The following is a 22805-nucleotide window of genomic DNA, read 5'->3' as shown; positions in this document are numbered from 1 at the left end:
CGTTACTTAACAGAACAGGTAATTAACATGATATCAGATACTTCCAGAAAATCATCGGCGATCGGCGAATCAAAAATTATCCACAAATCGCCAGTGCTGCATCCGCTGGCGAGATTCGTCACCGAAGACACAGTAGCACTGCTTTTCAACATCTCAACAGACGACATTTATCGGATCGAATGCTGCCGTTATATGGTGTATGTCCATGCTAAAGGTGTCAGCCGGTTTGTCAGCTACGCCGATTTCCCCCCAATCTTACGAGTAAATCCGCCTTCCCCTCAAGATTTTGGCCGCTGGTACAAACGCTGGAAAGGCAAGCAAGCACCCGGATTTTGGACTAAATTCTATACCCACAACTTCCAGGCGGCTGTTTCAGTTGACGGTTTGTTGGAGTGGGGCGAATTGGTAGCTAAGGTTAAATTGGTCATTTCTGCTTCAGCGCTGCAACAGCTACGAGATGTTTATGCGGCAGAAAAAGATTTGATGGAAAAATTTTAAAGTGCGATCGCAGGAGCAACTACCATCTAGTTTCAGTCACTGCTCAAAGCAATTCGATCGCTATAAATTGCGAAAAAACTAAATTTTTGGGAACTTGTGGAAGCTTAATTAGCCCCAATCAGAAAGATTCTCCCGAAAACATTGCTGGTGAAAAAGTCGGTGATTGCATCACGTTTGATGAATAGACGACTCAACGGCTAAGCAAGTGAAATTTCAGGAACTTGCCGAAAACCCCCAGATGCACTATTAAAACTGAAGGTTGATTAAAATCACAACGCCTTCGCATCGGAGACAACTTAAAACACTTCGTCCTCGATTCCTACCCACCATTCGCCCAGATTCATTAAATCCCGGTGGAGGTCGGCAAGTTCTATCATATATTCTTCAGTCGAAATCTCCGATCGCCTTTCTTCCAATTTTTTCAGGCGCAGTTGCACCAACAGCCAAGGTTTGGAAATTCCGTCCGTTGCTTCAATATATTTGGCTAAGTCTTTGCTATTCATATGTTCGATTTATTTGCTTAAAAAGACGGCGATTGAAATCGCGCCTACACAGACAAAACCCGCCTCCGCGGGTTGAAGAGTTGAAGAGTGGGCGGTTAAAATTATGTTACCTTCTTCAGTCGGCGTCCGGCGGACATCGTTTGTGTAGGCGCGGTTTCAACCGCCGTCTTCCCTCGCGGACAAACATCCTTTACCTGTAATCCGAAGTCTGAATATTGTTCAACTTCGCCGCATATTTCATGCCGTATTCCGGGCGACAGAAGCGATCGATCTGAGACTCGAAAAACGCCCGATTTGCCTTCAAATGCTTCGGATTGGGGTCATCCAAAGGATATAATAGCGCAGTTCGCAAAGCTTGAATCACGCCTGAAGTAACGCAGTACATCGATCGCTGGAAAGTCACCCCAATTTGATTCAGGATATCATCTTCGCCGCGACACCGCTGTTTGTAGAAATCCATCAAATAAGGCGGCAGGAAGTGCAGCATATCTTGGGCTAGCAGAGTCGGCGGGATGCCGGCAGTTCCTACGGGGAATTTGTCTGCATACAAAATACCGTAGTGGAAGTCTTTTTGGTCGTCGGGAACTTCCCTAGCTTGCGCGTTGTAAGATTTTGTGCCCCGGAACGGCGAAGTGCGGTAAAATACCGATTCTACGTAAGGTAGCGCTGCTTCGTACAGCCAAGTGAAGCCTTTTGATTTCGGGATGATTTCGTAGGTTTCGCCATCGATGAGAACGTGGTGGTAAATCGGACGCCCTGCGATCGCAAATATACCATTTACCAGGAAATCCATCGCCTGCGGGACTGTGGTAACTTTCCCTTCGTCATACAAGTCGGAAACTTCAAAAAACACCGGTGCCATTACTTCCCAGAATAAACCGAGATTGCTGTAATAAGACATCTGGCGGCATTGTTCTAAAAACATTTCGGGGAATGCTTTGTGCATCGCCAGCATGAACGGGTCTTTTTTGAAGTAAGCTTTAATAGCGCGATCGGCATTTGCTTTGTATTCGTCGCTGTCGAGATAGGGGTCAAACTGGTTGACAGGAACGTACATCCCCCGGTGCCACAGCATCGACCTCATGCACTCTTCGGCAAATTCCATGTTAATGCGATCGTGCCACAAATGGTGAAACAGTCGCGGCTTTTTGCCAGTTTCTCCATTTTCCATGAACTCTAAAAGTTCGGGGTGGGCGCTTCCAGTACCCCGCCAAATCCGCAAATCTGCACCGTCACCTGAATAGTGATTTTGCAAGTCTAAATACTCCTGGGGCAAGAAATATTTAAAGAAGGGAAGCGGGTTTAAAAATACCCGTTCCGCGATGTAAAGTAAATCCCGCCAGTAGAAGTCCATCGGTACCGCGTAGGCCTTCCAAATCGCGATGATTTGCATCAGATTTTCCGGTGTATCTGGAATCATCGCACCGCCAGCTTCCAGTCTGTGAATTACTTCGGCAAATTCGTGCTTGGAAGGAGGCAGTTTAGTTGCTGGTTTACTAGGGGTTTGTACCATTTTCAGTTTCTCCTAATCAATAGCAATATTATTTGAACCATTTGAACCATCGATGCTTATTTTTCTGTTCCGCAAAAGCTGCCTTTTGTTCTCAACTCGACTTCAGTCGTTATTGAGGGAACCTGAAATCAATTCTTGACGCAACCGCAGAGCATGAAAGATACTCAAAACATCATGATTCCACTGTGGTAATAGCAGTGTCATAGCAATCTCTTCTACAGTATGAATGATGCCAGAAATAATAGCTACCCACAGGGGAATTCCAGCATAGTTAAAGCCGAAAAGAGCAACAGTAGCAATGAACAGGGTTATTCCCCAAAATTTAGCAGAGTAGGTGTGGTAGCTGGCTGGTTTACCATATTTTACCAAATTAACAATCCACCATGCCAACTGTAGAAAAACTACAGCCAATAGCGGTACTCGAAAGGCTATTACCACATCTCGATGCACCAGCCACGCACTAGCAAATACGCAGATATAGAAGCAGACATCTGCCCAACTATCGGCTTGACGTAATTGTGCATTACTGACGCCGATGCGTCGGGCAATAACGCCGTCGAAGATATCTGATAAAAACCCAACTAAGTAACCGATGATGAACCAAATGCTGATTGTGCCATCAACAGCATCCCATAGGAGGAATGGCGCGATTGCAGCCCGAAGTGCCACAAGAATACCAGGAATAAATTTCATCATCGGTGGGGCTAGTGACTAATGACTAATGACTGATGACTGATGACTCATGACTGAGGAATGACAATTAAATAACTTAAATACCTCTGTTCCACATTCCTCTCTCTTTCAGAAGTGTCGAGGGGAAAGGAGGCAGAGCCTCCGAATATGTGTTACCAGGCAGAGCCTGGGAACTCGAAAAATCGGAGGTGTTTAAGTTATTTAATTTTCGTTCCTAATGACCAATAACTAATGACCAATGACTAATGACGAATGACCACTGAATCTTGGATTAATACAGTAACCGCAGATTTCAAGCAGATGAACACAGATTGACGCAGATAGTTTCAAGATAAGAGAGTGAATGAATGCAATCTTGTCTAATGACTACTGACTACTGACTAATTTATCATGCTGATTGCTGACAGCTACTTGAGAATATCTGCCTGTTGATAGAGTTACTGCCATCGCATTTGTAGTAGATTCGCTCCACTTAAGCAGCCACACCGGCTGGATTCCCAAGAAGAAAATGATCGCGGCTAAAACTAGCGCTGGCATATTTTCGGCAAACTTAACTGGAGGATAGTAAGCCGTGGCGTTGTCCAACTTTCCAAAACAGGTGCGGTTGAGCAGAATTACGAAGTAAACTGCTGTTAACCCGGAGGCTAAAATGCAAAGTAAAGTCGGAATTGGAAATGCTGAGAAACTGCCTTGAAATACTAAAAATTCGGAGATAAAACCGACTAAACCGGGAATGCCGGCGCTTGCCATGCCGCCCAAAACTAACAGCGAACTTGCTGTCGGTAAACCGCGCATCGGGTTCATCAAGCCATTGAGTACGTCTAAATCCCGCGTGCCGACTTTGGTTTCAATGACGCCTACGAGATAAAACAGTAAGGCTAAAATCAAGCCGTGGCTTACCATTTGCCCGACAGCGCCGATTAAGGCGAGTTTGGTGCCGGCGGCGCAGGCGACGAGGATGTAGCCCATATGCCCGATCGAACTATAGGCTACCATGCGCTTGATATCTTTTTGGGCGATCGCGCTCAAAGCACCGTACATCACGCTCACCGTGCCAATTATCGCTAAACCCGGAGCGACAATCGACCAAGTTTCGGGGAACATCTGCAAACCAAACCGGATTAAACCGTAAGTTCCCAACTTCGCCAACACACCTCCCAACAGAATTGCAGTTGCTGGCGAAGCTTCGACGTAGGCATCAGGCAGCCAAGTATGCAGGGGAACTAAAGGAATTTTAATTCCCAAGCCAACTAGCAGAATTGTTAGCAGGATTAATTGCGTTTTTAAGGGCAAGTCTTGAGTCGTAATCGCGCTGTAATCGAAGTTTAAAGAGCCGCTTTGCCAAGCTACACCCAAAAATGCTGCTAAAACTAAAAGTCCCGAAACTGCTGTGTAAATCAGAAACTTCATCGCAGCGTATTCGCGCTGCTTGCCGCCCCAAATCGCAATTAACAGGTAAAAAGGAATTAATTCTAGCTCGTAAAACAAAACGAACAGCAGCAAGTTTTGAGACATCAAAGCTCCCGCTACCCCCGCATTGATTAGCAAAATCAAAGAGTAGTAAAGCTGGGGACGAGCCATGTTTTCCCCGGTGCCGTTGATGACTAATAGCGTCAGCAATCCGGTTAAAACTAACAGCGGCAAAGACAAGCCGTCGATGCCTAGATTGTAGCTCAAACCCAATTGCGGAATCCAAGGCAAATATTCTTGAAATTGCAGGCCTGAATTGGTGGTGTCAAATTGAGCCAGCAGCCAGATATTCAACAGTAAAACAGCAGCAGCGAAGGCGGAGGCTACTGAGCGCAGCCGCATCGTATTCATTTTTCCGGGCAAGAACCCGACAATCGCAGCGCCCAACGCGGGCAACCAGAGCAATGCACTAAGCATAATCTGTTAGGTATGAAGAATAAAGAATCAATTGAGAGTTGAGAGTTGATAGTTGAGAGTTAATAGTTGAGAGTTATTAAGAGTCAATTATCGATTGTAATTTTCAGCCTACATCTGACTTTTGACAAGTCATTAGTCATCAGTGCTGTCCCCGCTGGCGAATCGAGTAATTAGTCATTAGTTATTAGCAGATAGCTATTATTAACAACTAACTAATAAACATTTGCTTTGGATATAGGACGGCATAGTAATGATTCATACTGATGATATCAGAACCGGACTGCTTTCGCAGTCAGCGATCGACTATCAACTGTCAACTGTCAACCGCCAACCCTCAACTGTCAACTGTTTAAGACTCAATCAGAATATTGACTGCACCGGTGTCTAGATCGTAGTATCCGCCAACTACTTTCAGTTTATTTTCAGTAATTAACTGAGAGATGACTGGAGATGCTTTCAATCTTCTAGCTTGCAAGATTACATTGGCTTTCGAGGCATTTTCTAGACGATCGCCCGCTTGGCTTTTCGAGCTTTCAACAGCAGGCCTAATTGCTTCTAGCAAACTGCCAATTTGACCGGGAACTTGAGCGCCTTTGATGGTTGCATCTACAGCACCGCATCTTTTATGCCCGATTACCACCAAGACTTTTGCTCCCAGTACCAGCGTGCCAAATTCCAAGCTGCCAATTTCTTCTGGAGTAGCTATATTTCCTGCAACGCGACAGACAAATAAATCTCCCAATCCCTGATCGAAAATAATCTCTGAAGGAAAGCGAGAATCCGCACAGCCGAGAACAGCAGCAAAAGGTTTTTGAGCTTTAGCAACTTCGACGAGGCGGGGTAAGTCTTGGTTGGGACTTTGGCGTTTTCTGTCAACAAATCGCTTGTTCCCCTCCATTAACTTTTTCAGCGCTGCATCGGGGGTTAAGTCATTTTGAGCAATTGCTGGTGCCGGTGCAGCCACATCAACGCCTACTCGTGCTGCTAGTATTCCTGTACCTATTGCTCCTGCGACAAATTTGAGGGAGTTGCGCCGGGAAAGATTTACTTGTCTGTTTTTGTCTTTCATTTATGCTGCGTGGTTAGAGAAAGTTTGAAATCTTTGTTCGAGATTTCATTTATTTAAGATTTTAGGTTCAAACTGTCACCTAAAATCTTTAACGTTATATCTCTTTACCCGCCAACAATCAGCGATAAGCGAGCCAACAGAGGCCAGCTTACTAGCAGTCCCAAGAGTGCAACTCCGAACAGAATTGTCAGGGCATAAAATTGAGTTTGACCGCTAACGTTGTACTTGAGGCTCTGCCCGCCGAAAACTGTGGCAAAACCGATTAAGTTTGCAAATCCGTCAACAATATTGCGATCGAACCAGGATATGATTTGGGAAACCAGACCGACTGCAAATATTACTGTCACGCGGTAAAGTTGGGCGGTGTAAAAGTCGTAGGCAAAAAAGTCTTGCACGGCTTGAGAACCAATTCGCACTGGTTTTTCCCACTTGTCGTTGAGGTAAATAAATGCTCCTGCACCAATGCCGATCGCGCTTGACAAAACGAGCAGTCCGGCGGCAGTATAATTCAAAGTTGCCAAAGGCAGCAATTGCCACGCTGCCAGAAAGTGCGGCACGTGCAAGGTAAATCCCATTAACACAGTCATCGGCAAGATAAAAGGCCAAGCAACTTCCGGGGAACGTTCCGTCATTTGCTTCGGTTTGCCGCCGAAAACTAAACCAAAAACGCGGACTAAGCCAAAAGCAGTCACGCCGTTGACAAACAGCACTACTACTAACAGTGAAGGATGAGTTTTAGCCAGCCCGCCTGCTAATTCGGATAAAGCCCAGAAGCAGCCGAAGGGCGGAAGTCCAATCACTCCAGCAGCGCCGACAAGAAACGATATGCCCGATATGGGGCGCTTTGGCCACAAACCGCCGAGAGAGCGGACATCCTGAGTGATACTGTTCCAAACTACGGAACCGATGCTCATTACCAACAAACCCATTGCCAAGGTGTAGGCAAACATTAATGTTAGGGCTATCTGGGTTTGTCCGGTACCGACAGCAATAAATACCAAGCCCATGTAAGAGCTAACTATATAGGAAAGCGTGCGCTTGATGTCAATTTGGGCGATCGCAATTAAGGAAGCACCCACCGCCGTTGCAGCACCCACAATAATAGTTGTCTTCAGCCCCACGGGCGACAAAGCAATCACCGGCTGCAATTTAATCAAAATCCAGGCGCCGGTTTCCACAACCACCGTGTTCCGCAAAATCGTTGCCGGCAAAGGGCCTTCCATCGCCTCATCCAGCCACAGGTGCAAGGGAAACTGGGCGCATTTGCCCATCGGGCCGGCAATCAAAGTTAAACTTAACAGCGTCGCCACTGTAGGGTCGATGTTTGCAGTCTTAGCCCAGACGGCCAACTCGTCAAAATTCCAAGTTCCTGCTAGTGGCAGAATTGCAACTACTCCCATCAACAGAAACAAGTCTCCCACACGCTTTGTCAAGAAAGCGTCGCGAGCTCCTGTCACCACCAAAGACTGATTGAACCACAGCCCGATTAGCAGGTAAGTTCCCAGAGTCAGGACTTCCAGAATCATGTAGCTGAAAAACAGAGAGTTGGACAACACCAAGCCGCACATCCCCGCTTCAAACAGCCCCATCAGGGAAAAGAACCTAGCCCAACCCCAGTCCATCTCCATGTAACCGACTGCATAAATCTGCGCCAGAAAGTTCAGTCCGGTAATCAAAACTGTCGCCCCGACTGTGACAGCAGAAATTTCTACGGGAATGGTCAGGTCTAAACCTGCCACATTCAGCCAGGGAATGAACTGCTGTTGCGCTGGTTGGTTCCAGATAGCTGTCAGGGCGATGACGCCGTGGGCGAAAGCGAAGAAAGTTAAGATGGCGTTTACGTAACCGGAGGGTCTAGGCCCCGTGCGGCGAGTTACTGCTGGAAACCACAGTATCGACAGAAATGCGCCGATGAGTGGATAGCAAGGTATAAACCAAACGGTCTGGAGTAGGATTTGAGCCATTGGCACTACCTGTAAATGTTACAAAAATTTAAAAATCTGAGAATAATCTCGATCGCCTAAAGGCTGAGGTCATTCGCCAGAAGTAAAGAAATTTTGGGGGTAAATGCGAGTTTCTCGTCGATTTGAAACCGCGCGCTTCAATATAGACTTATTAATTTTATATTAAGTATTGCCGGAAATTTTCATATTTCCTAATTCGGCATACTTATATACAGATAAACGGTGCTTATAGCAAAAATCAGACGGCGGTTGAAACCGCGCCTACACAAACGATGTCCGCCGGACGCCGACTAAGAGAGGAGCACATAGGTTTTCAACCCGCTTCGAGTGGGTTTTGGCTGTATAGACGCGGTTTCAACCGCGAGCGTCTTCTAAAGATTAAAGTCGCTCAATTTCCCTAGCGAGTTCTGGGAGTTGGGCTTGTCGCTGTCCGATCGCCCTGGCCCTGACATTTAAAAGACCGATCGGGGTATTTAACAAATCTACCAGATCGGCGCGGGCGATCCTCTTCGAGGGCTTCGCTAACGTACATTTAGTCGCAGCAACAGGTAACTCTTTTAACAGCCACCTAGCCAGTCGGTACAAATATTCCCCCGTGGTGAATTCTCGCATCAAATCGACACCGTGGAGTTGGTGCAAATATTTATTCGACTCGCCGTAACGATGCCATTGACTTTGCAACTGTTTTATTGTAGACCTATGGCGGTGTCGGACGATCGCCTTTTCGGCAAAATAGATTTGATAGGATGTTTCCCGCAAAATCCGCCAGCACAAATCCGCATCGCCACCACTCGTCAGGTACGGGCGAAACAAACCAACTCGTGCTAAAATCTCTCGGCGTACAGCCAAGTTTGCAGTTTGACCGTAGGCACAAAAAGGGTGGGCGAGAGTATGTTTTTGAGATAAAGTATTTTCGCGGGCGGCGTGTTTTTCTAACAGACTGTTACCGGGGAGGGCGAGGATTTCCCCGCAGGTAATACCTATTTCTAAGTCAGCAAATGGTTTGACTAAATTTTCCAACCATTGAGATTCGGGGCGACAGTCTGCGTCGGTAAAGGCGATGATTTCGCCTGTTGAGGCGCGAATTCCTTTATTTCTGGCGGCGTAGGAACTTTGAATCGTATTTTCGCTGAGATTGCGAATGGTGATTTGACTTTGCTTGCTTCCCCCCCTTGACAAGGGGGGGACTGAGGGGGGGTTAGGAGATGATAATGTTTCGAGGATGGTTGAAGTGCGATCGCGACTTTTGTTGTCTACTAAGAGATATTCTACTCTGGTTGTGGGATAAGTTTGCGATCGCAAACACTCGATTAATTCCGGCAAATCCGTCTCGCCGTTGTAAACAGGTACCACAACCGAAACAATCGGTAAAAACTCCTGATTGTTCATTAATCCTCTGTGCTGGTTGTTGAGTCAATCAGGACTAAAGTCCTTACTACGAACCCGTTTGTAGTGAGGACTTCAGTCCTATCTTACCCGTTTGTAGTGAGGACTTCAGTCCTATCTTACCCGTTTGTAGTGAGGACTTCAGTCCTATCTTACCCGTTTGTAGTGAAGACTTCAGTCCTATCTTACCCGTTTGTAGTGAGGACTTCAGTCCTATCTTACCCGTTTGTAGTGAGGACTTCAGTCCTATCTTACCCGTTTGTAGTGAGGACTTCAGTCCTATCTTACCCGTTTGTAGTGAGGACTTCAGTCCTATCTGCGGGTTGTGAAGTCAATCAGGACTGGCATTCCTTACTACGAACCCGTTATCGAATAATTTCTACTTCCGTGCCTTTTTGCACAAACTGATACAATTCCTCAACATCCTTATTTTCCAGCGAAACACAGCCCAAAGTCCAATTCGATCGCTCTTTGATAATTTTCTTTGAATCAGCAGGCACGCCGTGAATACCAACCTCGCTGCCAACGCTATCGTACCATTTGATTGTACCTGCTTGCTTAGCTTTGATATGTTTTCGCCAAGATTGTTTAGTTGGATAATCCAGCCAGAGAAACTTCGACCAAGCTGCATGAGGATAAAAGTCTTTGATGCTAAAAATTCCTTCCGGCGTCCGCGAATCACCTTCTTTTAGTTTATCGCCTGTGGGATTGGCACCAAATACAACCGGATAAGATTTAACTGGCTTTTTGTTGTCGTATACAGTTAGCCTATATTTTGATTTTTCCACCAGGATTGAAATTCTACTTTTATCTAATTTATCCGGTTCGCCTAAAATTTGTGCGAGGGGTTTGCCGTAGTTGAATAAATTATCTGATGGCAATTGAGTGTGTAAAACATTTAACTCATCAGCCGGACAGTTGCCTAAGCAAAAAACATCTAAAATGTAGGGAATGGGAACAGCATAACCGAGTCTAACAAGTTTCCAGTAAACAAAGGAGCTAGCAGTTAGCAATAGAACACTGACAGATGAAGCAATTACCCAAATCTTGTTCCGTCTTTTTTTCAATTCCATTGCATTAACTTGGGATATTAATTGTCATAATTGTAACTTATGAGCTTGGAACTGGCAAGATGCCAGTTCCACAAGTGAATTTAGTTACTATGGAACAGGGATCTTGCCTGTGATGAGTGTTAAATTCCCCAGCAGTGGAACAGGCATCTTGCCTGTGATGAGTGTTAAATTCCCCAGCAGTGGAACAGGCATCTTGCCTGTGATGAGTATTAAATTCCCCAGCAGTGGAACAGGCATCTTGCCTGTGATCAGTGTTAAGTTCCCCAGCAGTGGAACAGGCATCTTGCCTGTGATGAGTGTTAAGTTCCCCAGCAGTGGAACAGGCATCTTGCCTGTGATGAGTGTTAAGTTCCCCAGCAGTGGAACAGGCATCTTGCCTGTGATGAGTATTAAATTTCCCAGCAGTGGAACAGGCATCTTGCCTGTGATGAGTATTAAGTTTAAAAGCAGTGGAACAGGCATCTTGCCTGTTTTTCGAGTCTAAAACGGGCAAGATGCCCGTTCCACAACTGCATTGAGTTCTTGTGGAACGGGCATCTTATTTGTTTTTTAACATGGCAGAAAACATCAGCTACATATGCTGTAAAGTCTGTTATTAATCCGCTGTTAACTGTTGCCAGTCAACATCAAAATCATTAACACTAACACCCCGTTAGTTAAATAAAAGATACCAACCACCTGAGTTTCCAGCCAGCCGCAGAGTTCTAGATGGTGGTGCAGCGGAGCCATTCTTAACAAACGCTTGCCGATACCATCCGGGCCTTTTGTAGCTTTGTAATAACTTACCTGAGCAATTACTGACAGCGTTTCAATAAAGAATATCCCGCTGATGATTAATAATATCCAAAGGCTATTTGTTAATAAAGCTACCGCACCCAACGCACCGCCCAAAGCCAAAGCACCTGTATCGCCCATGAACACTCGCGCTGGATTGCGGTTGTGAGCTAAGAAACCGAGACAACTGCCGCTGGTGCAGGCACAAAATATCATTAATTCTGGCGAAGTTGAGGCTACAGATGCACCTAATCCTAAAAGTGCGATCGCCCCCAAACCTCCCATCAACCCGTCAACGCCATCGGTTATATTAGTAGCATTGCTTTCAGCAACCAACACAAAACCCGCCAGAGGCCAAAACAGCAAACCTAAAGGCAATACCCAACCGAAAGGCAAAGCAATGCTCGTAGAAATACCTGGTTCCCGGAACATCAGCCACAGACAAAATAGAGTTGCAAAACCTACTTGCAAAGCCAATTTCATCCGAGGTGAAATACCTTTATTCGACTTGCGGCGCAGAATTTGCCAGTCGTCGATCCAGCCGATGAAACCGTAAGCTAAAGTTAAAGCCGATACGGCAACAACATCTGGGTTAAAGCCAGACCACAGCACAGCCACTGCGACTCCTACGGGAACAAAAAAAATGCCTCCCATTGTCGGCGTTCCCGCTTTTTTCAAGTGGGCTTGGGGGCCGTCTTCACGAATTATTTGTCCTGCTTTTAGTTTCTGGAGTAGGGGGACTACTATATAGCCCAAACCGGCTGCAACTACAGCACAAACAGCTAGCGGCATAAATAGCGATGTCGGCAAGTTCAAAAATCTGCCCGCTGCTATATCTAAGCCGATCGCTACAATCCCGAGCCCCAAACCCAGCAGTAGGAATAAATTCCTGCCCGTAAGTTTGAAAGGCATACTAAAAGAGACTTTCTCGTCCACAAAATTATCCATACCACTCCTCAACACACACCATTTGAGCGCAAGCAATTAATAATTGGGAATAGGGTGCGATACAGGAGATTGGGAAATCTCTTAGTTTGTCTTCCCTGTTTCCGGTTGATTCTTTCACCCGCAAAAAGCGGGTACAAGCCCTAGACTTAAGTCAGCGACGATTTTCAAATTTTAGATTCTGCTTTTTGGCGAGCGGGCAACGCCCGAGTTCGGGTTCCGGTGATTCGCTGGGCTGCAATTTAATCTAAAATCGAAAAAACCAAAATCGACTCACCTGTTTAGCCTTATTCCTCGCCTACACCGGCATCATCTTCTGCTTCTTCTTCTAAGTCATCGTAAGGACTGTCGTCAACTGCCATTAGTTCAGAAATTTCTTCTTCGTGCAGGTAGTCGGGTTCTTGAACATCCCTTGCTAACAGGCGATTGTTAGATTCCAACCAGTCTAAAAGAGATGATTGCTGCTTTAATGGAATTACGTCCGCAGGCAAGTGGCGAGGGATTTGGCGCAGAGATGGGTTGTACATGATTCTCGGTTTCTAAACAGAAAGAGGCGATCGAGTAGAGGTAATGTCTTGTCGGCTGACAGCTCTTTCGATAGAGCGCTTGCAGCCCGGGCATTTAGCAGGGCTAGGGCATTATACCATACGCACTGTTTGGTTCCGGATCGGATAGGATGGCATACCGCAAGGGAACTCGCCCGAGCATGGGCCTCAGGATAACATTAAAATCCGTTTTGGCCAATCCTTCTTTAGCCGTAATTATCCTAGCCTGAGACGATCGCATTCAAGATATCCCAGGATACACGGCCCTTTAGCCAGAACCGGATGCACAACAGTCTCCTGGTTTTTCCTCAAAGCCCGCTCCGCAAAGCCCTCTGCCGAATTCAGTCAACTCTCGAACAATAAATGTCAGGATGGATACAACGGCAGCAGTTTTATACAACAAAGAGGGTTACGACACAGGAGGAAAAAAACTTCTGGGGCGTCATTCAGCCGGAGAAGGATTTCTCAAAAGCTTGGTTCAACACGGCAAGGCTGACGGACTATACTGTTTTGCAGACAGCGCAGCAACGTTTCAGGAGTTTTGTTCGCAAATCCAACCGTGGCTGCAACAACCGAGGAAAGTCCGCTGGATTCCCACCCAACGACCGGATTTGCTATCTCAACCGGGCACAATTTATCGCCCTGACCCCTCCCTTGCCAATCTGGTTTGGGGGCGCAGATTCGTCGATCAGCGGGCTTACAGCGTTTGTGGCGTTACCCATACGATCGGCACAAAATACGTGATGGCGGCGATCGGCGAATTGATAACTGCGCCCATACAGCCTTGGGACGCGCTGATCTGCACGTCTAACGCTGTGAAAACAGCAGTATTCGGGGTGATGACCGAGTGGTCTGAGTATCTGGCCGAGCGCAACGGCGGTAAACCGGAAATTTTGGTCAAATTGCCCGTAATTCCCCTAGGAGTGGATTGTGGCGCGTTTCCGCAGGGTGTGGCAGCGGTTGAGATGGGCGATCGACAGCGCCGCGAACTCGGCATTTCTCCCGACGATATTGTCGTGTTATTTGTCGGTCGATTGACTTTTTCAGCAAAGGCTCATCCGGTACCAATGTACCTCGCTCTGGAACGGGCGGCGCAACAGACAAAAGCTAAAATCCACTTAATTCAAGCCGGCTGGATCGAAGATCCCAGAGAAGAACCCGACTTTAAAAATAGCGCAAAAATCTTTTGTCCCTCGGTGAATGCTATTTTTTTAGATGGCAGAGAGCCGGAAATTAGAATTAATATTTGGTCGGCTGCTGACATTTTCATTTCGCTTTCCGACAACATTCAAGAAACCTTCGGACTGACGCCCATTGAAGCAATGGCGAACGGATTGCCGGCGATTGTCTCTGATTGGAACGGATATAAAGAATCTGTACGCCACGAAATCGACGGCTTCCGCATTCCCACAATCATCCCGCCGCCTTCTGCTTGTTTGGATTTAGCGCTAAATTATCTCGATGGCAGTTTGAATTGGCCGACTTATATGGGTCACACTTCCCTTGCTACAGCAGTCGATATTGATGCTTGCACCCGCGCTTTGTGTGTATTAATTGAAAGCCCTGAATTGAGAAAGCGGATGGGGGAAAATGCCAGACAAAGGGCGAGGGAGATTTATGATTGGAAAGTAGTGATTGCGGCTTACGAACAGTTGTGGCGGGAATTAGCAGAAATTCGGGTTTCGGCGCCGGAGTCTGCTGCTTTGAAACCAGGGAAACCGCCTTATCCGCTGGGCGACGATCCGTTTCGGGTTTTGGGCCACTATTCGACTGGAGCTTTAAGCAATGAAATGATGCTGAGGCTGAGTGCGATCGCTACACCACAAATTTTAAAGGAATTGCAAACAATTTGGTTTACCAGCTTCGGTCAAGACAGGAGAATCTCTGTTAAGGTTCAGATGGAGATATTAAAGGCGATCGAGCAACAAGGTGCTGTCAGCGTCGGGGTAGTTCTCAGCCGTTATGCCACGAGCGAGGAAGAATCAGCATCTCTCTATCGGACGCTGCTTTATCTGGTAAAATTTGGTATTTTAGTCATTGGGAAATAGGTAATTAGTTCAAGAATACTCGGCGGTTGAAACCGCAACTACACAAACGAAGTCGGCCTGGGCCGACTGAAGAATAAAAAAAATGCTTAAAAAATCACGACTATTAGAGATAATTGCTGGTAAGAATCGCGGTTTGCTGGCCACTCCCAGCGACAAGCAAGCGATTTTAAGCGCGATCGCCCAATTGGAAGATTACAACCCCACATCTAGCCCTGTGGAAGCCGCAGAGCTGTTAGATGGCGATTGGCGGTTATTGTATACCACCAGCCGCGGCCTGCTGAATCTTGACGGTTTTCCGTTGTTGAAATTGGGGCAAATTTATCAATGTATCCGCGTCAAGGAATCTAAAATATACAACATTGCCGAAGTTTACGGCTTGCCTTATTTAGAAGGAATTGTCAGCGTGGCTGCGAGATTTGAGGCGACTTCGCAACGGCGGGTACAGGTGAAGTTTGAGCGATCGATCTTGGGTTTGAGCAAATTGATCGGCTATGAATCTCCGGCTAAATTTATCAAGGAAATCGAGTCTGGTCAAAAGTTTGCTGCTGTAGATTTCCGGCTGGAGCCTCGGGAACAGCAGGGATGGCTGGATATTACTTATTTGGATGCGGATTTGCGGATCGGGCGCGGGAATGAAGGAAGTGTTTTTGTGTTGACAAAAGAGTGATTTTGTGCTGGTGCAGTGCAATAAGTAACGGGGAGCATCTCCTGCTTTTCAACAAGGATATTTCTTTACAGTGCGAGCTCCTATAGCTCAATACAGTTCACTTAAGAAATAACAACAGGGAAAACTGATGATAAATAGAGATTGCGATTGCTTTCCTTCGGATCGCTTCGAAGAGCGTTCCTCGCAATGACCATCTTAAGTAAACCGTATTGTCCTATAGCTCGCTTTTTACACAGCTTTGCTGTGCTATAGGAGCTCGCACTGTAAATGCACAACCCAGATGCACCCACACCAGATTTACTGCGGCTTGGCTTTTTTCTGAGAATTCGCATAATGTTCGCTCATTAACTGATTGACTTCGGGATTGTAAATCCGCAGATAATTCCAGTAATTTTCAAACACCGATTTGACGTATCCTTTCGTTTCAGGAAACGGAATTTTTTCGGCAAAAGCATCCGGATCGCTAAAGCTAAACCTCTTCAACCAATCTGCTACAGCATTCGGCCCGGCATTGTAGCTCGCCACAGCTAACATCGAGTTATTCTTGTATTCGTCGTGAGTGTGATCCAAATACCAAGTTCCGAGTTTAATATTGTCGTCCACATTCTCTAGTGAATATTTTTTGAGATTGATTTTCTGGGCTACCCAACTAGCCGTTTCTGGCATTACCTGCATCAAACCTGTAGCGCCAACTGATGATTTAATCCCGGGCATAAATCTCGATTCTTGCCGGATTAATGCTGTTACTAATACTTGGTTGATTTTGTTTTCTTGCGAGCCTTTGGTAATGTTTTCTAAGTAAGGAAAGGGATAAAGTGCTTGCCAGTAAGCAGGCTGCTGTCTGAGGGCGAGGTATTGGGTTCTATCATCGGGTTTGTCGCGCTGGCGCAAACTTCCAATCATCCACAAGCCGTCTAAATTGTCTCCGACTCCAATTCGCATTAAACCGTCAGTAAACTGTTCGGCAATACTTGGTTCGACGCGGTTGGTAAATTCTACTTGCCACAGATTCCAAGCATCTCTATCTTGACCTAATTGATAGAGTTCTTTCAACGCAGGAGAGCCGGCGGTTAGTTCGGGGCGCCCTTGGGGCCGCACTACGTTGGGAGACAAATCTCTGACTGTGGTAAAGTCGCCTACTGGCCAGCCGAGAAGTACGGCCGATCGCCACGCGAAATATGATTCTGGATAGCGTAAAATAGTATACTCAAATGCAGTCTTGGCGTCTTGTTCGCGACCGAGTTGCTGTGCCCATTTCCCGACCCAAAATGCTGCTTCTGCTGCTTGTTCGCTGTCGGGATTGTTGGTGGTTAGTTCTCTGGCCCACTGCCAAGCTGATTTGAAATCTCCGCCTTTGGCATACTGTTGGGCGATCGTCCAACGCAGTTCGCCTGCTTTATCAGAATTGTTGTATTTTGTCAATAGCAATTTGCGGGTATCTGAGGCAGATTGACCGCTGCCTGCTTTGTCTAGCAGTTGGGATTTATCTAGCAAAGCTTCGGCGGCATAGTTGGGAAAACTGCCGATCGCTCGATCGAGATAAACGATCGCATCCTTGGGATCGCTCACCCGCGACAGCCGAATTAATCCCAAGCCTGTGTCTTCGGCATCGGGAAACTCCTGTACTAATTCTTGATAGGCAATTCTAGATTCCGGAATTTTGCCGTCGAGCCACAATCCGCGAGCTTTGCGGTAAAGATTTTTCGGGGTGCGGGGAGCTTTTCCGTAAGCAATGGCTCCTTTGCCGTAATCTTGTTTTTCCCAATAGCCAAAGGCTATTTCTTGCCAATCTTCTGGTTTCAAAGCCGCGCTGTTTTGCTGCACCAGTTGTTCTAATACGGTGCCGTAATCTTTGATATAATGACCGTATTTAGCTACTAGCAGCATCAATTCCGGCTGATTGGGATTTTGTTTTAACTTGCCCTGGGCAATTTCTACGCTGCGCGGATGAGCGGGAAATTCGGTAACTGCTTGCTGCCAATATTCCGGTTTTGACTTGCCTAAAACATATAAAGCTTCGGCTGCTACTGGCTCGCTGGGATAGTTTTTTAGCAGTTCTTGCCATGCTTTTTGTGCTTTGCCTTTGTCGCCGCTCAATTGGTAAGCTTGCGCGCGTTTTAGGGCAATTTGAGAGGCTAAAATCGGATATTCTGCCTCTAAATTTTCTAATAATTTTAATGCTTTGGCGGCGTTTCCTTGCTGAATTAAATCGCCAGCCAGCAGGTAGCGGGCGCGACTTTGAGGGGAGATTTGCTGCAAGTTATTTGAATTATTAGATCGATCGCCCGCGAGTTCAACCAATTTCGCGGCTCGATCGCTCGGTGACAGCGATACCAGCATTTTAACCGACGATGCGGAATTCGCTGCATCCGGAGGCTGCTGAGCCTTCTGGAAGGGGCCGACACCCATCCATGAAGCTGCCGCGAGCAAAGATCCGATCGCCATTACGCCAACTGAAAGGCTGATTAAAACATAAACTCGGGTGTTCCGTCGCTGATTCATGGGAAAATTTCAGAAAATAACAATAAACAACCGATCGCCAGCGGACTTGGCTGATATGGTACCAGAATTTCTTTTGATGTGGAGCGGGGAATTTGTGCGATCGATCTATTTACCCGCACCAAGGAAAAAGCACAAACCACCAGCGACAAAGTACAATCAAAAATCTAAAATCTAACTGTAAATCAAAACATGGAATTTCTAGTCACCGATACACCCGCCTCTGCTTGGACGGGAGACGCCCTGGCAATTGGTCTATTTGAGGACGCTCTAGAGCTCGCAGGCGACTTGGCACAATTAGATGAAAAGCTTGCAGGCACGTTGAAAGAGCTGATTGAGGAAGTAGATTTTAAGGGCAAAGCGGGCCAGAGCGCGATCACCCGCGTCGGCGGCAATAGTCCAATTCGCAAAATTGCGATCGTCGGTTTGGGCAAAACAGAAGACTTAAAATTAGACACCGTGCGGCAAGCTGCGGGTGTTTGCGCCCGGTTAGCCAAAAAGGAGAAATGCCAAACCCTCGCTATTAGCCTTCCGGTGTGGAAAAGCGCGCCGGATGTTACCGCAAGTGCGATCGCCGAAGGTGTAGAACTCTCCCTAAATCAAGACAACCGTTTCAAATCGGAACCCGACGATCAAAGCCCGCAAGTCGAAGAAATTCACTTGCTCGGTTTTGCCGGTACCGAAAGCGCGATCGCCCGCGCCCGCCAAATCACAGCCGGAGTCATTCTAGCACGGGAATTAGTCGCAGCGCCGGCCAATTATGTCACCCCGATTACAATGGCCGAAACCGCTCAAAGTCTAGCTGCCGAATGCGGTTTAGAATTAGAAATATTAGAGCAAGAAGACTGCGAAAAACTCGGCATGGGAGCCTTTCTCGGCGTTGCCAAAGCATCCGACTTGCCACCGAAATTCATCCACATGACTTACAAACCCGCAGGCACACCGCGTCGCAAAATTGCGATCGTCGGCAAAGGATTAACCTTTGATTCCGGCGGTTTAAACATCAAAGGTGCGGGCAGCGGCATTGAAATGATGAAAATAGATATGGGCGGCGCTGCTGCTACTTTGGGAGCCGCCAAGGCGATCGGACACATCAAACCAGATGTCGAAGTTCACTTTATCAGCGCCGTCACCGAAAACATGATTAGCGGCCGTGCCATGCGCCCTGGAGACATCCTCACAGCTTCCAACGGCAAAACAATTGAAGTCAACAACACCGACGCTGAAGGCCGTTTAACCCTCGCTGATGCTTTAGTATTTGCTGATAAATTGGGAGTAGACGTAATTGTCGATTTAGCCACTCTGACTGGTGCTTGCGTAGTTGCTTTGGGCGAAGATATCGCAGGTTTGTGGAGTCCTCAAGATAGCGTCGCTGCCGAAATAGTCGCCGCCTCAGAATTGGCAGGCGAAAAGTTTTGGCGAATGCCGATGGAAGAGAAGTATTTTGATGGCTTGAAAGCCTTGCACGCTGACATGAAAAACACAGGCCCTCGTTACGGCGGTTCGATTACGGCGGCGCTATTTTTGAAGCAGTTTGTCAAAGATACTCCTTGGGCGCATTTAGATATTGCTGGCCCGGTTTGGAACGACAAAGAAAACGGCTACAACGGTGCTGGAGCTAGTGGTTTTGGAGTTCGGACTCTGGTGCATTTGGCATTGGGTGGCGCTTAATTAATTGTGGATTTCTCAGCTCAAACATTGAATTTTTTGCTGCCTTAAAAATCCGCTAGTCGATCTCTGAGCCAGGGGTTGTCAACCCCTGGCTCACAACTTGTAAGATTTTCTTCGATTTTCGATTCTAGACGAGAGGACAATTTCAGGGCTGACGCACCAGGGTGAGAAACCCGGTTTATTCGTATATAGCCTTTCTCAAAAAGGTTCGCGGACGTAGTTGGGCTTCAGCCCTCTTACTTTAGTGGTTATATAAGTTATCAGTCATACCTCATCTATCTGAGAAGGGCTATATTTAGCGTTAATCATCGCAAAAATAGTATAAACTGGGTTTGTTTCAGGGCTGACGCGCCAGCGCTAGAAATCCCTGACAACTACACAGTTTCCACATTGCCTGGAAAAATAGCTGTTTCATAAAAAATGAAAAAAGTATATAATTATCTAAATATTTCAACGACAGAAATCAAATAATTATATTTGATGGGTTTGCATTGGGTACAAATAACTTTTTTCTTGAACTTTATGCAACAACTATTAACATTTTTTAATTCAACACTCCCCGTATCTTCCCCACTCCACTGCGACGGGCTGGCCGAGTTGCGAATGTACGCTGTTTTTGACTCGCTGACGGCGCTAGCTTATTGCTCTCTGGCACTATGTTTAGTTTATTTTACTCGCCAAAGTTCTCAGAGCAAAATTGCACGGTTATTTGCCGTAGGTTTGTTGGCTGACGCTGCTGCTCAATTGGCGCAAGTTTGGACGCTTTGGCATTCCATTTATTGGCTGTCGGTAGATATTAAAGCTGCAAGTGCTGTGATTTCTTTGCTCTTAGCCACATTCGCGATCGCCCTGATGCCGAAAGCATTTGCCGAATCTGACTTAAATCTCACAGAAAATCTGCCACAACAGCCGTTACAACAGGTAGCAGAAAATCAGCAGCAAGATGATATCCAGACAGCAGAATTGGCAAAACCATCAACAGACGATATTGTCGATCGCACTTTAGCTCTCAGTTCGTTAAGCGAACTGTTACAAAAAGAGATTGCCGATCGCCACCGAATTGAAGAAAAGTTACAATTGGCTCAATTTGCGATCGACCGATCGGCAGATGCGGTATTCTGGATCGGCTCGGATGGTAAATTTTTGTATGTCAACGATGCCGCTTGCTCTTCATTGGGATATTCTGCCACAGAATTGCTCGATCTAAGTGTGCACAATATCAATCCCGATTTTCCCGAAACTGCTTGGAATTTGCACTGGAAAGTCTTAAAAAGGTGCGGTTCCGTTAATATTGAAGTTCACCACATCACTAAATATGGTCGGATTTTTCCGGTAGAAATTACGATCGACCATTGGCAATTTAACGGTAAAGAATATCAGTGCGCCTTTGCTCGCGATATTAGCGATCGCAAGCGGATTGAGGCAGCTTTGCGGGAAAGGGAACAAGAATTTAGATCATTAGTTTCTAATATTCCCGGCGCGGTTTACCGTTGCAGTGCTGCGGGGCGATCGAGCCTAACCTTTATCAGCAGCGGCATAGACGCTATTTCCGGCTATCCGGCAGATAACTTTATGCTGCAACCGGTGCAAGCTTTTCCTAGCATAGTTCATCGCGATGACGTAGAGCAGATTGACAAAATTGTCGATCGGGCGATTAAGACAAAACAACCTTACGCGATCGAATATCGCTTGATTCACAGCAATGGAAACGTGCGGTGGGTTTCAGAAAAAGGTCAAGCTATTTTCAACCCAGAGGGTCAAATTTTATCCCTCAATGGTGCCATTTTTGACATGACAGAGCGCAAAGCAGCCGAGGATGCTTTGCGGCTCTCCGAGGCGATCGCCAACAACAGAGCACAGCAGATAGAAATAGCTCTCAAAGAACTCCGAGAAACTCAAGCGCACCTAATTCATACCGAAAAAATGTCAAGTCTCGGTCAAATGGTAGCAGGAGTAGCCCACGAAATCAACAACCCCGTGAGTTTTATCTACGGCAATATTTCCTACACCAGCGAATATATGAGAGACTTGTTGCAGCTTGTAGAACTTTACCAAACAAACTATCCTGAGCCACACATAGAAATTCAAGAATATATTGAAAACATAGATTTAGAATTCCTGAAAGAAGATTTACTAAAAATGTTATCTTCGATGAAAATGGGAGCCGATCGTATTCGCGAAATCGTTCTAAGTTTGCGAAACTTCTCGCGTTTAGACGACTCGGTAAAGCAGCCTGCCAACCTTCATGAAGGTATAGACAACACGCTGCTAATTTTGCACAACAAACTACGAGCTAGATCAGAATATCCCGAAATTAAAGTAATCAAAGATTACGGTACAGTACCCCTAATAGAATGTTATGCAGGCCAGCTAAATCAGGTATTTATGAATCTCATTGGCAACAGTATTGACGCCTTGGAAGATGCTTGGAAACAAAACAGGCGATCTGGTTATAGCGACTGGAAACCAACTATTAGCATTCGCACAGAAGCCCTTAACAAAAATATTATTTGCATCCGCATTGCCGATAATGCGATCGGCATGACAGAAGACGTGCGCCGCCAATTATTTGACCCATTTTTCACCACAAAACCGATGGGGAAAGGCACGGGTTTGGGGTTAGCCATCAGTTATCGAATTGTCGTGGAAAAACACAGCGGAACCTTGATCTGCCGTTCAGCTTTGGGTGAAGGGACGGAATTTGCGATCGAACTTCCCTTGTAATATTGCATAAGTATTTAATCGATACAAAAACCGCAGATGTCAGGCATAAAAACACAGATAAACGCAGATATTTAAAGAAATTGAAAGCCAATGAATGTAAGAGGTTTACCGTCATTGCGAACGTAGTGAAGCAATCGCAAAGACTGGGGATTTAAGAAAAAAAATTGAATACCAATAATTCAATACGGTTTACTTAAGGCTTTTTGACTAATTTCTTAAGTAGGGCTTGCTGAAAAAGTCAGAAAACGGCATTTACAAAGATGAGTGAATTTGCGATTACCTTGACCTGATAAATTTTGCTCATATTGTTTGGGCGAAATATAGCTTTTCCTGATTGTTAAAAGCC

17 protein-coding genes are annotated in these 22805 nt (G+C 46.2%); 6 read left to right on the top strand and 11 right to left on the bottom strand.

Annotation, left to right across the window (positions count from 1 at the left end; genetic code table 11):
- The first annotated feature begins 27 nt into the window (after positions 1-27).
- Positions 28-498, top strand: a complete 471-nt coding sequence (locus QZW47_RS28810) for a hypothetical protein (protein ID WP_293135486.1) — start codon at positions 28-30, stop codon at positions 496-498.
- Positions 499-794: 296 nt separating this feature from the next.
- Here the strand turns inward: QZW47_RS28810 and QZW47_RS28805 are convergent, their stop codons facing one another.
- From QZW47_RS28805 to QZW47_RS28770, 8 genes are all read right to left on the bottom strand, one after another.
- The gene (locus tag QZW47_RS28805; RefSeq protein ID WP_293135484.1) at positions 795-1001 is read right to left on the bottom strand and encodes a hypothetical protein; all 207 of its coding nucleotides are present in this window, start codon (positions 999-1001) and stop codon (positions 795-797) included.
- A gap of 190 nt (positions 1002-1191) precedes the next feature.
- The gene (locus tag QZW47_RS28800; protein ID WP_293135482.1) at positions 1192-2514 is read right to left on the bottom strand and encodes a CO2 hydration protein; all 1323 of its coding nucleotides are present in this window, start codon (positions 2512-2514) and stop codon (positions 1192-1194) included.
- 102 nt (positions 2515-2616) lie between these two features.
- Positions 2617-3207 (bottom strand): CDP-alcohol phosphatidyltransferase family protein, encoded by a 591-nt coding sequence (locus QZW47_RS28795; protein ID WP_366930947.1) that lies wholly within the window; start codon positions 3205-3207, stop codon positions 2617-2619.
- Between the two features lie 366 nt (positions 3208-3573).
- Positions 3574-5094 carry an NADH-quinone oxidoreductase subunit M gene (locus QZW47_RS28790; protein ID WP_293135478.1) on the bottom strand — a complete coding sequence of 507 codons (1521 nt, stop codon included), beginning with the start codon at positions 5092-5094 and terminating at the stop codon, positions 3574-3576.
- A 349-nt stretch (positions 5095-5443) separates the two neighbouring features.
- Positions 5444-6163 (bottom strand): carbonic anhydrase, encoded by a 720-nt coding sequence (locus tag QZW47_RS28785; RefSeq protein ID WP_293135476.1) that lies wholly within the window; start codon positions 6161-6163, stop codon positions 5444-5446.
- Between the two features lie 104 nt (positions 6164-6267).
- Positions 6268-8127 carry an NAD(P)H-quinone oxidoreductase subunit F gene (locus tag QZW47_RS28780; RefSeq protein WP_293135474.1) on the bottom strand — a complete coding sequence of 620 codons (1860 nt, stop codon included), beginning with the start codon at positions 8125-8127 and terminating at the stop codon, positions 6268-6270.
- A gap of 378 nt (positions 8128-8505) precedes the next feature.
- A complete protein-coding gene (locus QZW47_RS28775; protein WP_293135472.1) occupies positions 8506-9516 on the bottom strand; it encodes a glycosyltransferase in 1011 nt (336 codons plus the stop codon).
- A 362-nt stretch (positions 9517-9878) separates the two neighbouring features.
- Positions 9879-10586: a L,D-transpeptidase gene (locus tag QZW47_RS28770; protein ID WP_293135470.1), complete on the bottom strand. Its 708-nt coding sequence runs from the start codon at positions 10584-10586 to the stop codon at positions 9879-9881.
- A 112-nt stretch (positions 10587-10698) separates the two neighbouring features.
- Between QZW47_RS28770 and QZW47_RS28765 the strand changes: the two genes are divergently transcribed.
- Positions 10699-11070, top strand: coding sequence for a hypothetical protein (locus tag QZW47_RS28765; RefSeq protein ID WP_293135467.1), 372 nt, complete (start codon positions 10699-10701; stop codon positions 11068-11070).
- A gap of 122 nt (positions 11071-11192) precedes the next feature.
- Here QZW47_RS28765 and mraY read toward each other — a convergent pair whose 3' ends face one another.
- Positions 11193-12308: a phospho-N-acetylmuramoyl-pentapeptide-transferase gene (gene mraY / locus QZW47_RS28760; RefSeq protein WP_293135464.1), complete on the bottom strand. Its 1116-nt coding sequence runs from the start codon at positions 12306-12308 to the stop codon at positions 11193-11195.
- A 284-nt stretch (positions 12309-12592) separates the two neighbouring features.
- Complete coding sequence (locus QZW47_RS28755; protein ID WP_293135461.1) at positions 12593-12832, bottom strand: DUF3134 domain-containing protein; 240 nt, start codon at positions 12830-12832, stop codon at positions 12593-12595.
- A gap of 389 nt (positions 12833-13221) precedes the next feature.
- On the opposite strand from QZW47_RS28755, the gene QZW47_RS28750 reads away from it, so the two are divergent.
- Both QZW47_RS28750 and QZW47_RS28745 read left to right on the top strand, forming a co-directional pair.
- Positions 13222-14898 carry a glycosyltransferase family 4 protein gene (locus tag QZW47_RS28750; protein WP_293135458.1) on the top strand — a complete coding sequence of 559 codons (1677 nt, stop codon included), beginning with the start codon at positions 13222-13224 and terminating at the stop codon, positions 14896-14898.
- A gap of 82 nt (positions 14899-14980) precedes the next feature.
- Entirely contained in the window at positions 14981-15565 is a 585-nt protein-coding gene (locus QZW47_RS28745) for a PAP/fibrillin family protein (RefSeq protein ID WP_293135455.1), read from the top strand.
- Between the two features lie 297 nt (positions 15566-15862).
- Here QZW47_RS28745 and QZW47_RS28740 read toward each other — a convergent pair whose 3' ends face one another.
- Entirely contained in the window at positions 15863-18067 is a 2205-nt protein-coding gene (locus QZW47_RS28740; RefSeq protein WP_293135452.1) for a transglycosylase SLT domain-containing protein, read from the bottom strand.
- Positions 18068-18256: 189 nt separating this feature from the next.
- Between QZW47_RS28740 and QZW47_RS28735 the strand changes: the two genes are divergently transcribed.
- Together QZW47_RS28735 and QZW47_RS28730 are read left to right on the top strand one after the other, a co-directional pair.
- Complete coding sequence (locus QZW47_RS28735) at positions 18257-19735, top strand: leucyl aminopeptidase (RefSeq protein WP_293135449.1); 1479 nt, start codon at positions 18257-18259, stop codon at positions 19733-19735.
- A gap of 522 nt (positions 19736-20257) precedes the next feature.
- Complete coding sequence (locus tag QZW47_RS28730) at positions 20258-22459, top strand: PAS domain S-box protein (RefSeq protein WP_293135446.1); 2202 nt, start codon at positions 20258-20260, stop codon at positions 22457-22459.
- The last annotated feature ends 346 nt before the right edge of the window (positions 22460-22805 follow it).

It is taken from the genome of Microcoleus sp. bin38.metabat.b11b12b14.051, assembly GCF_013299165.1.
Taxonomy (GTDB): domain Bacteria; phylum Cyanobacteriota; class Cyanobacteriia; order Cyanobacteriales; family Microcoleaceae; genus Microcoleus.
Note: the sequence above shows the minus strand (reverse complement) of the source record. Positions and strands in the feature narration are given on the sequence as shown.

Bases quoted from the DNA above. Each gene is read 5' to 3' on its own strand.
- QZW47_RS28810 (WP_293135486.1), top strand. From the start codon at position 28: ATGATATCAGATACTTCCAGAAAATCATCGGCGATCGGCGAATCAAAA.
- QZW47_RS28805 (WP_293135484.1), bottom strand. From the start codon at position 1,001: ATGAATAGCAAAGACTTAGCCAAATATATTGAAGCAACGGACGGAATT.
- QZW47_RS28800 (WP_293135482.1), bottom strand. From the start codon at position 2,514: ATGGTACAAACCCCTAGTAAACCAGCAACTAAACTGCCTCCTTCCAAG.
- QZW47_RS28795 (WP_366930947.1), bottom strand. From the start codon at position 3,207: ATGAAATTTATTCCTGGTATTCTTGTGGCACTTCGGGCTGCAATCGCG.
- QZW47_RS28790 (WP_293135478.1), bottom strand. From the start codon at position 5,094: ATGCTTAGTGCATTGCTCTGGTTGCCCGCGTTGGGCGCTGCGATTGTC.
- QZW47_RS28785 (WP_293135476.1), bottom strand. From the start codon at position 6,163: ATGAAAGACAAAAACAGACAAGTAAATCTTTCCCGGCGCAACTCCCTC.
- QZW47_RS28780 (WP_293135474.1), bottom strand. From the start codon at position 8,127: ATGGCTCAAATCCTACTCCAGACCGTTTGGTTTATACCTTGCTATCCA.
- QZW47_RS28775 (WP_293135472.1), bottom strand. From the start codon at position 9,516: ATGAACAATCAGGAGTTTTTACCGATTGTTTCGGTTGTGGTACCTGTT.
- QZW47_RS28770 (WP_293135470.1), bottom strand. From the start codon at position 10,586: ATGGAATTGAAAAAAAGACGGAACAAGATTTGGGTAATTGCTTCATCT.
- QZW47_RS28765 (WP_293135467.1), top strand. From the start codon at position 10,699: ATGAGTGTTAAATTCCCCAGCAGTGGAACAGGCATCTTGCCTGTGATG.
- mraY (WP_293135464.1), bottom strand. From the start codon at position 12,308: ATGGATAATTTTGTGGACGAGAAAGTCTCTTTTAGTATGCCTTTCAAA.
- QZW47_RS28755 (WP_293135461.1), bottom strand. From the start codon at position 12,832: ATGTACAACCCATCTCTGCGCCAAATCCCTCGCCACTTGCCTGCGGAC.
- QZW47_RS28750 (WP_293135458.1), top strand. From the start codon at position 13,222: ATGGATACAACGGCAGCAGTTTTATACAACAAAGAGGGTTACGACACA.
- QZW47_RS28745 (WP_293135455.1), top strand. From the start codon at position 14,981: ATGCTTAAAAAATCACGACTATTAGAGATAATTGCTGGTAAGAATCGC.
- QZW47_RS28740 (WP_293135452.1), bottom strand. From the start codon at position 18,067: ATGAATCAGCGACGGAACACCCGAGTTTATGTTTTAATCAGCCTTTCA.
- QZW47_RS28735 (WP_293135449.1), top strand. From the start codon at position 18,257: ATGGAATTTCTAGTCACCGATACACCCGCCTCTGCTTGGACGGGAGAC.
- QZW47_RS28730 (WP_293135446.1), top strand. From the start codon at position 20,258: ATGCAACAACTATTAACATTTTTTAATTCAACACTCCCCGTATCTTCC.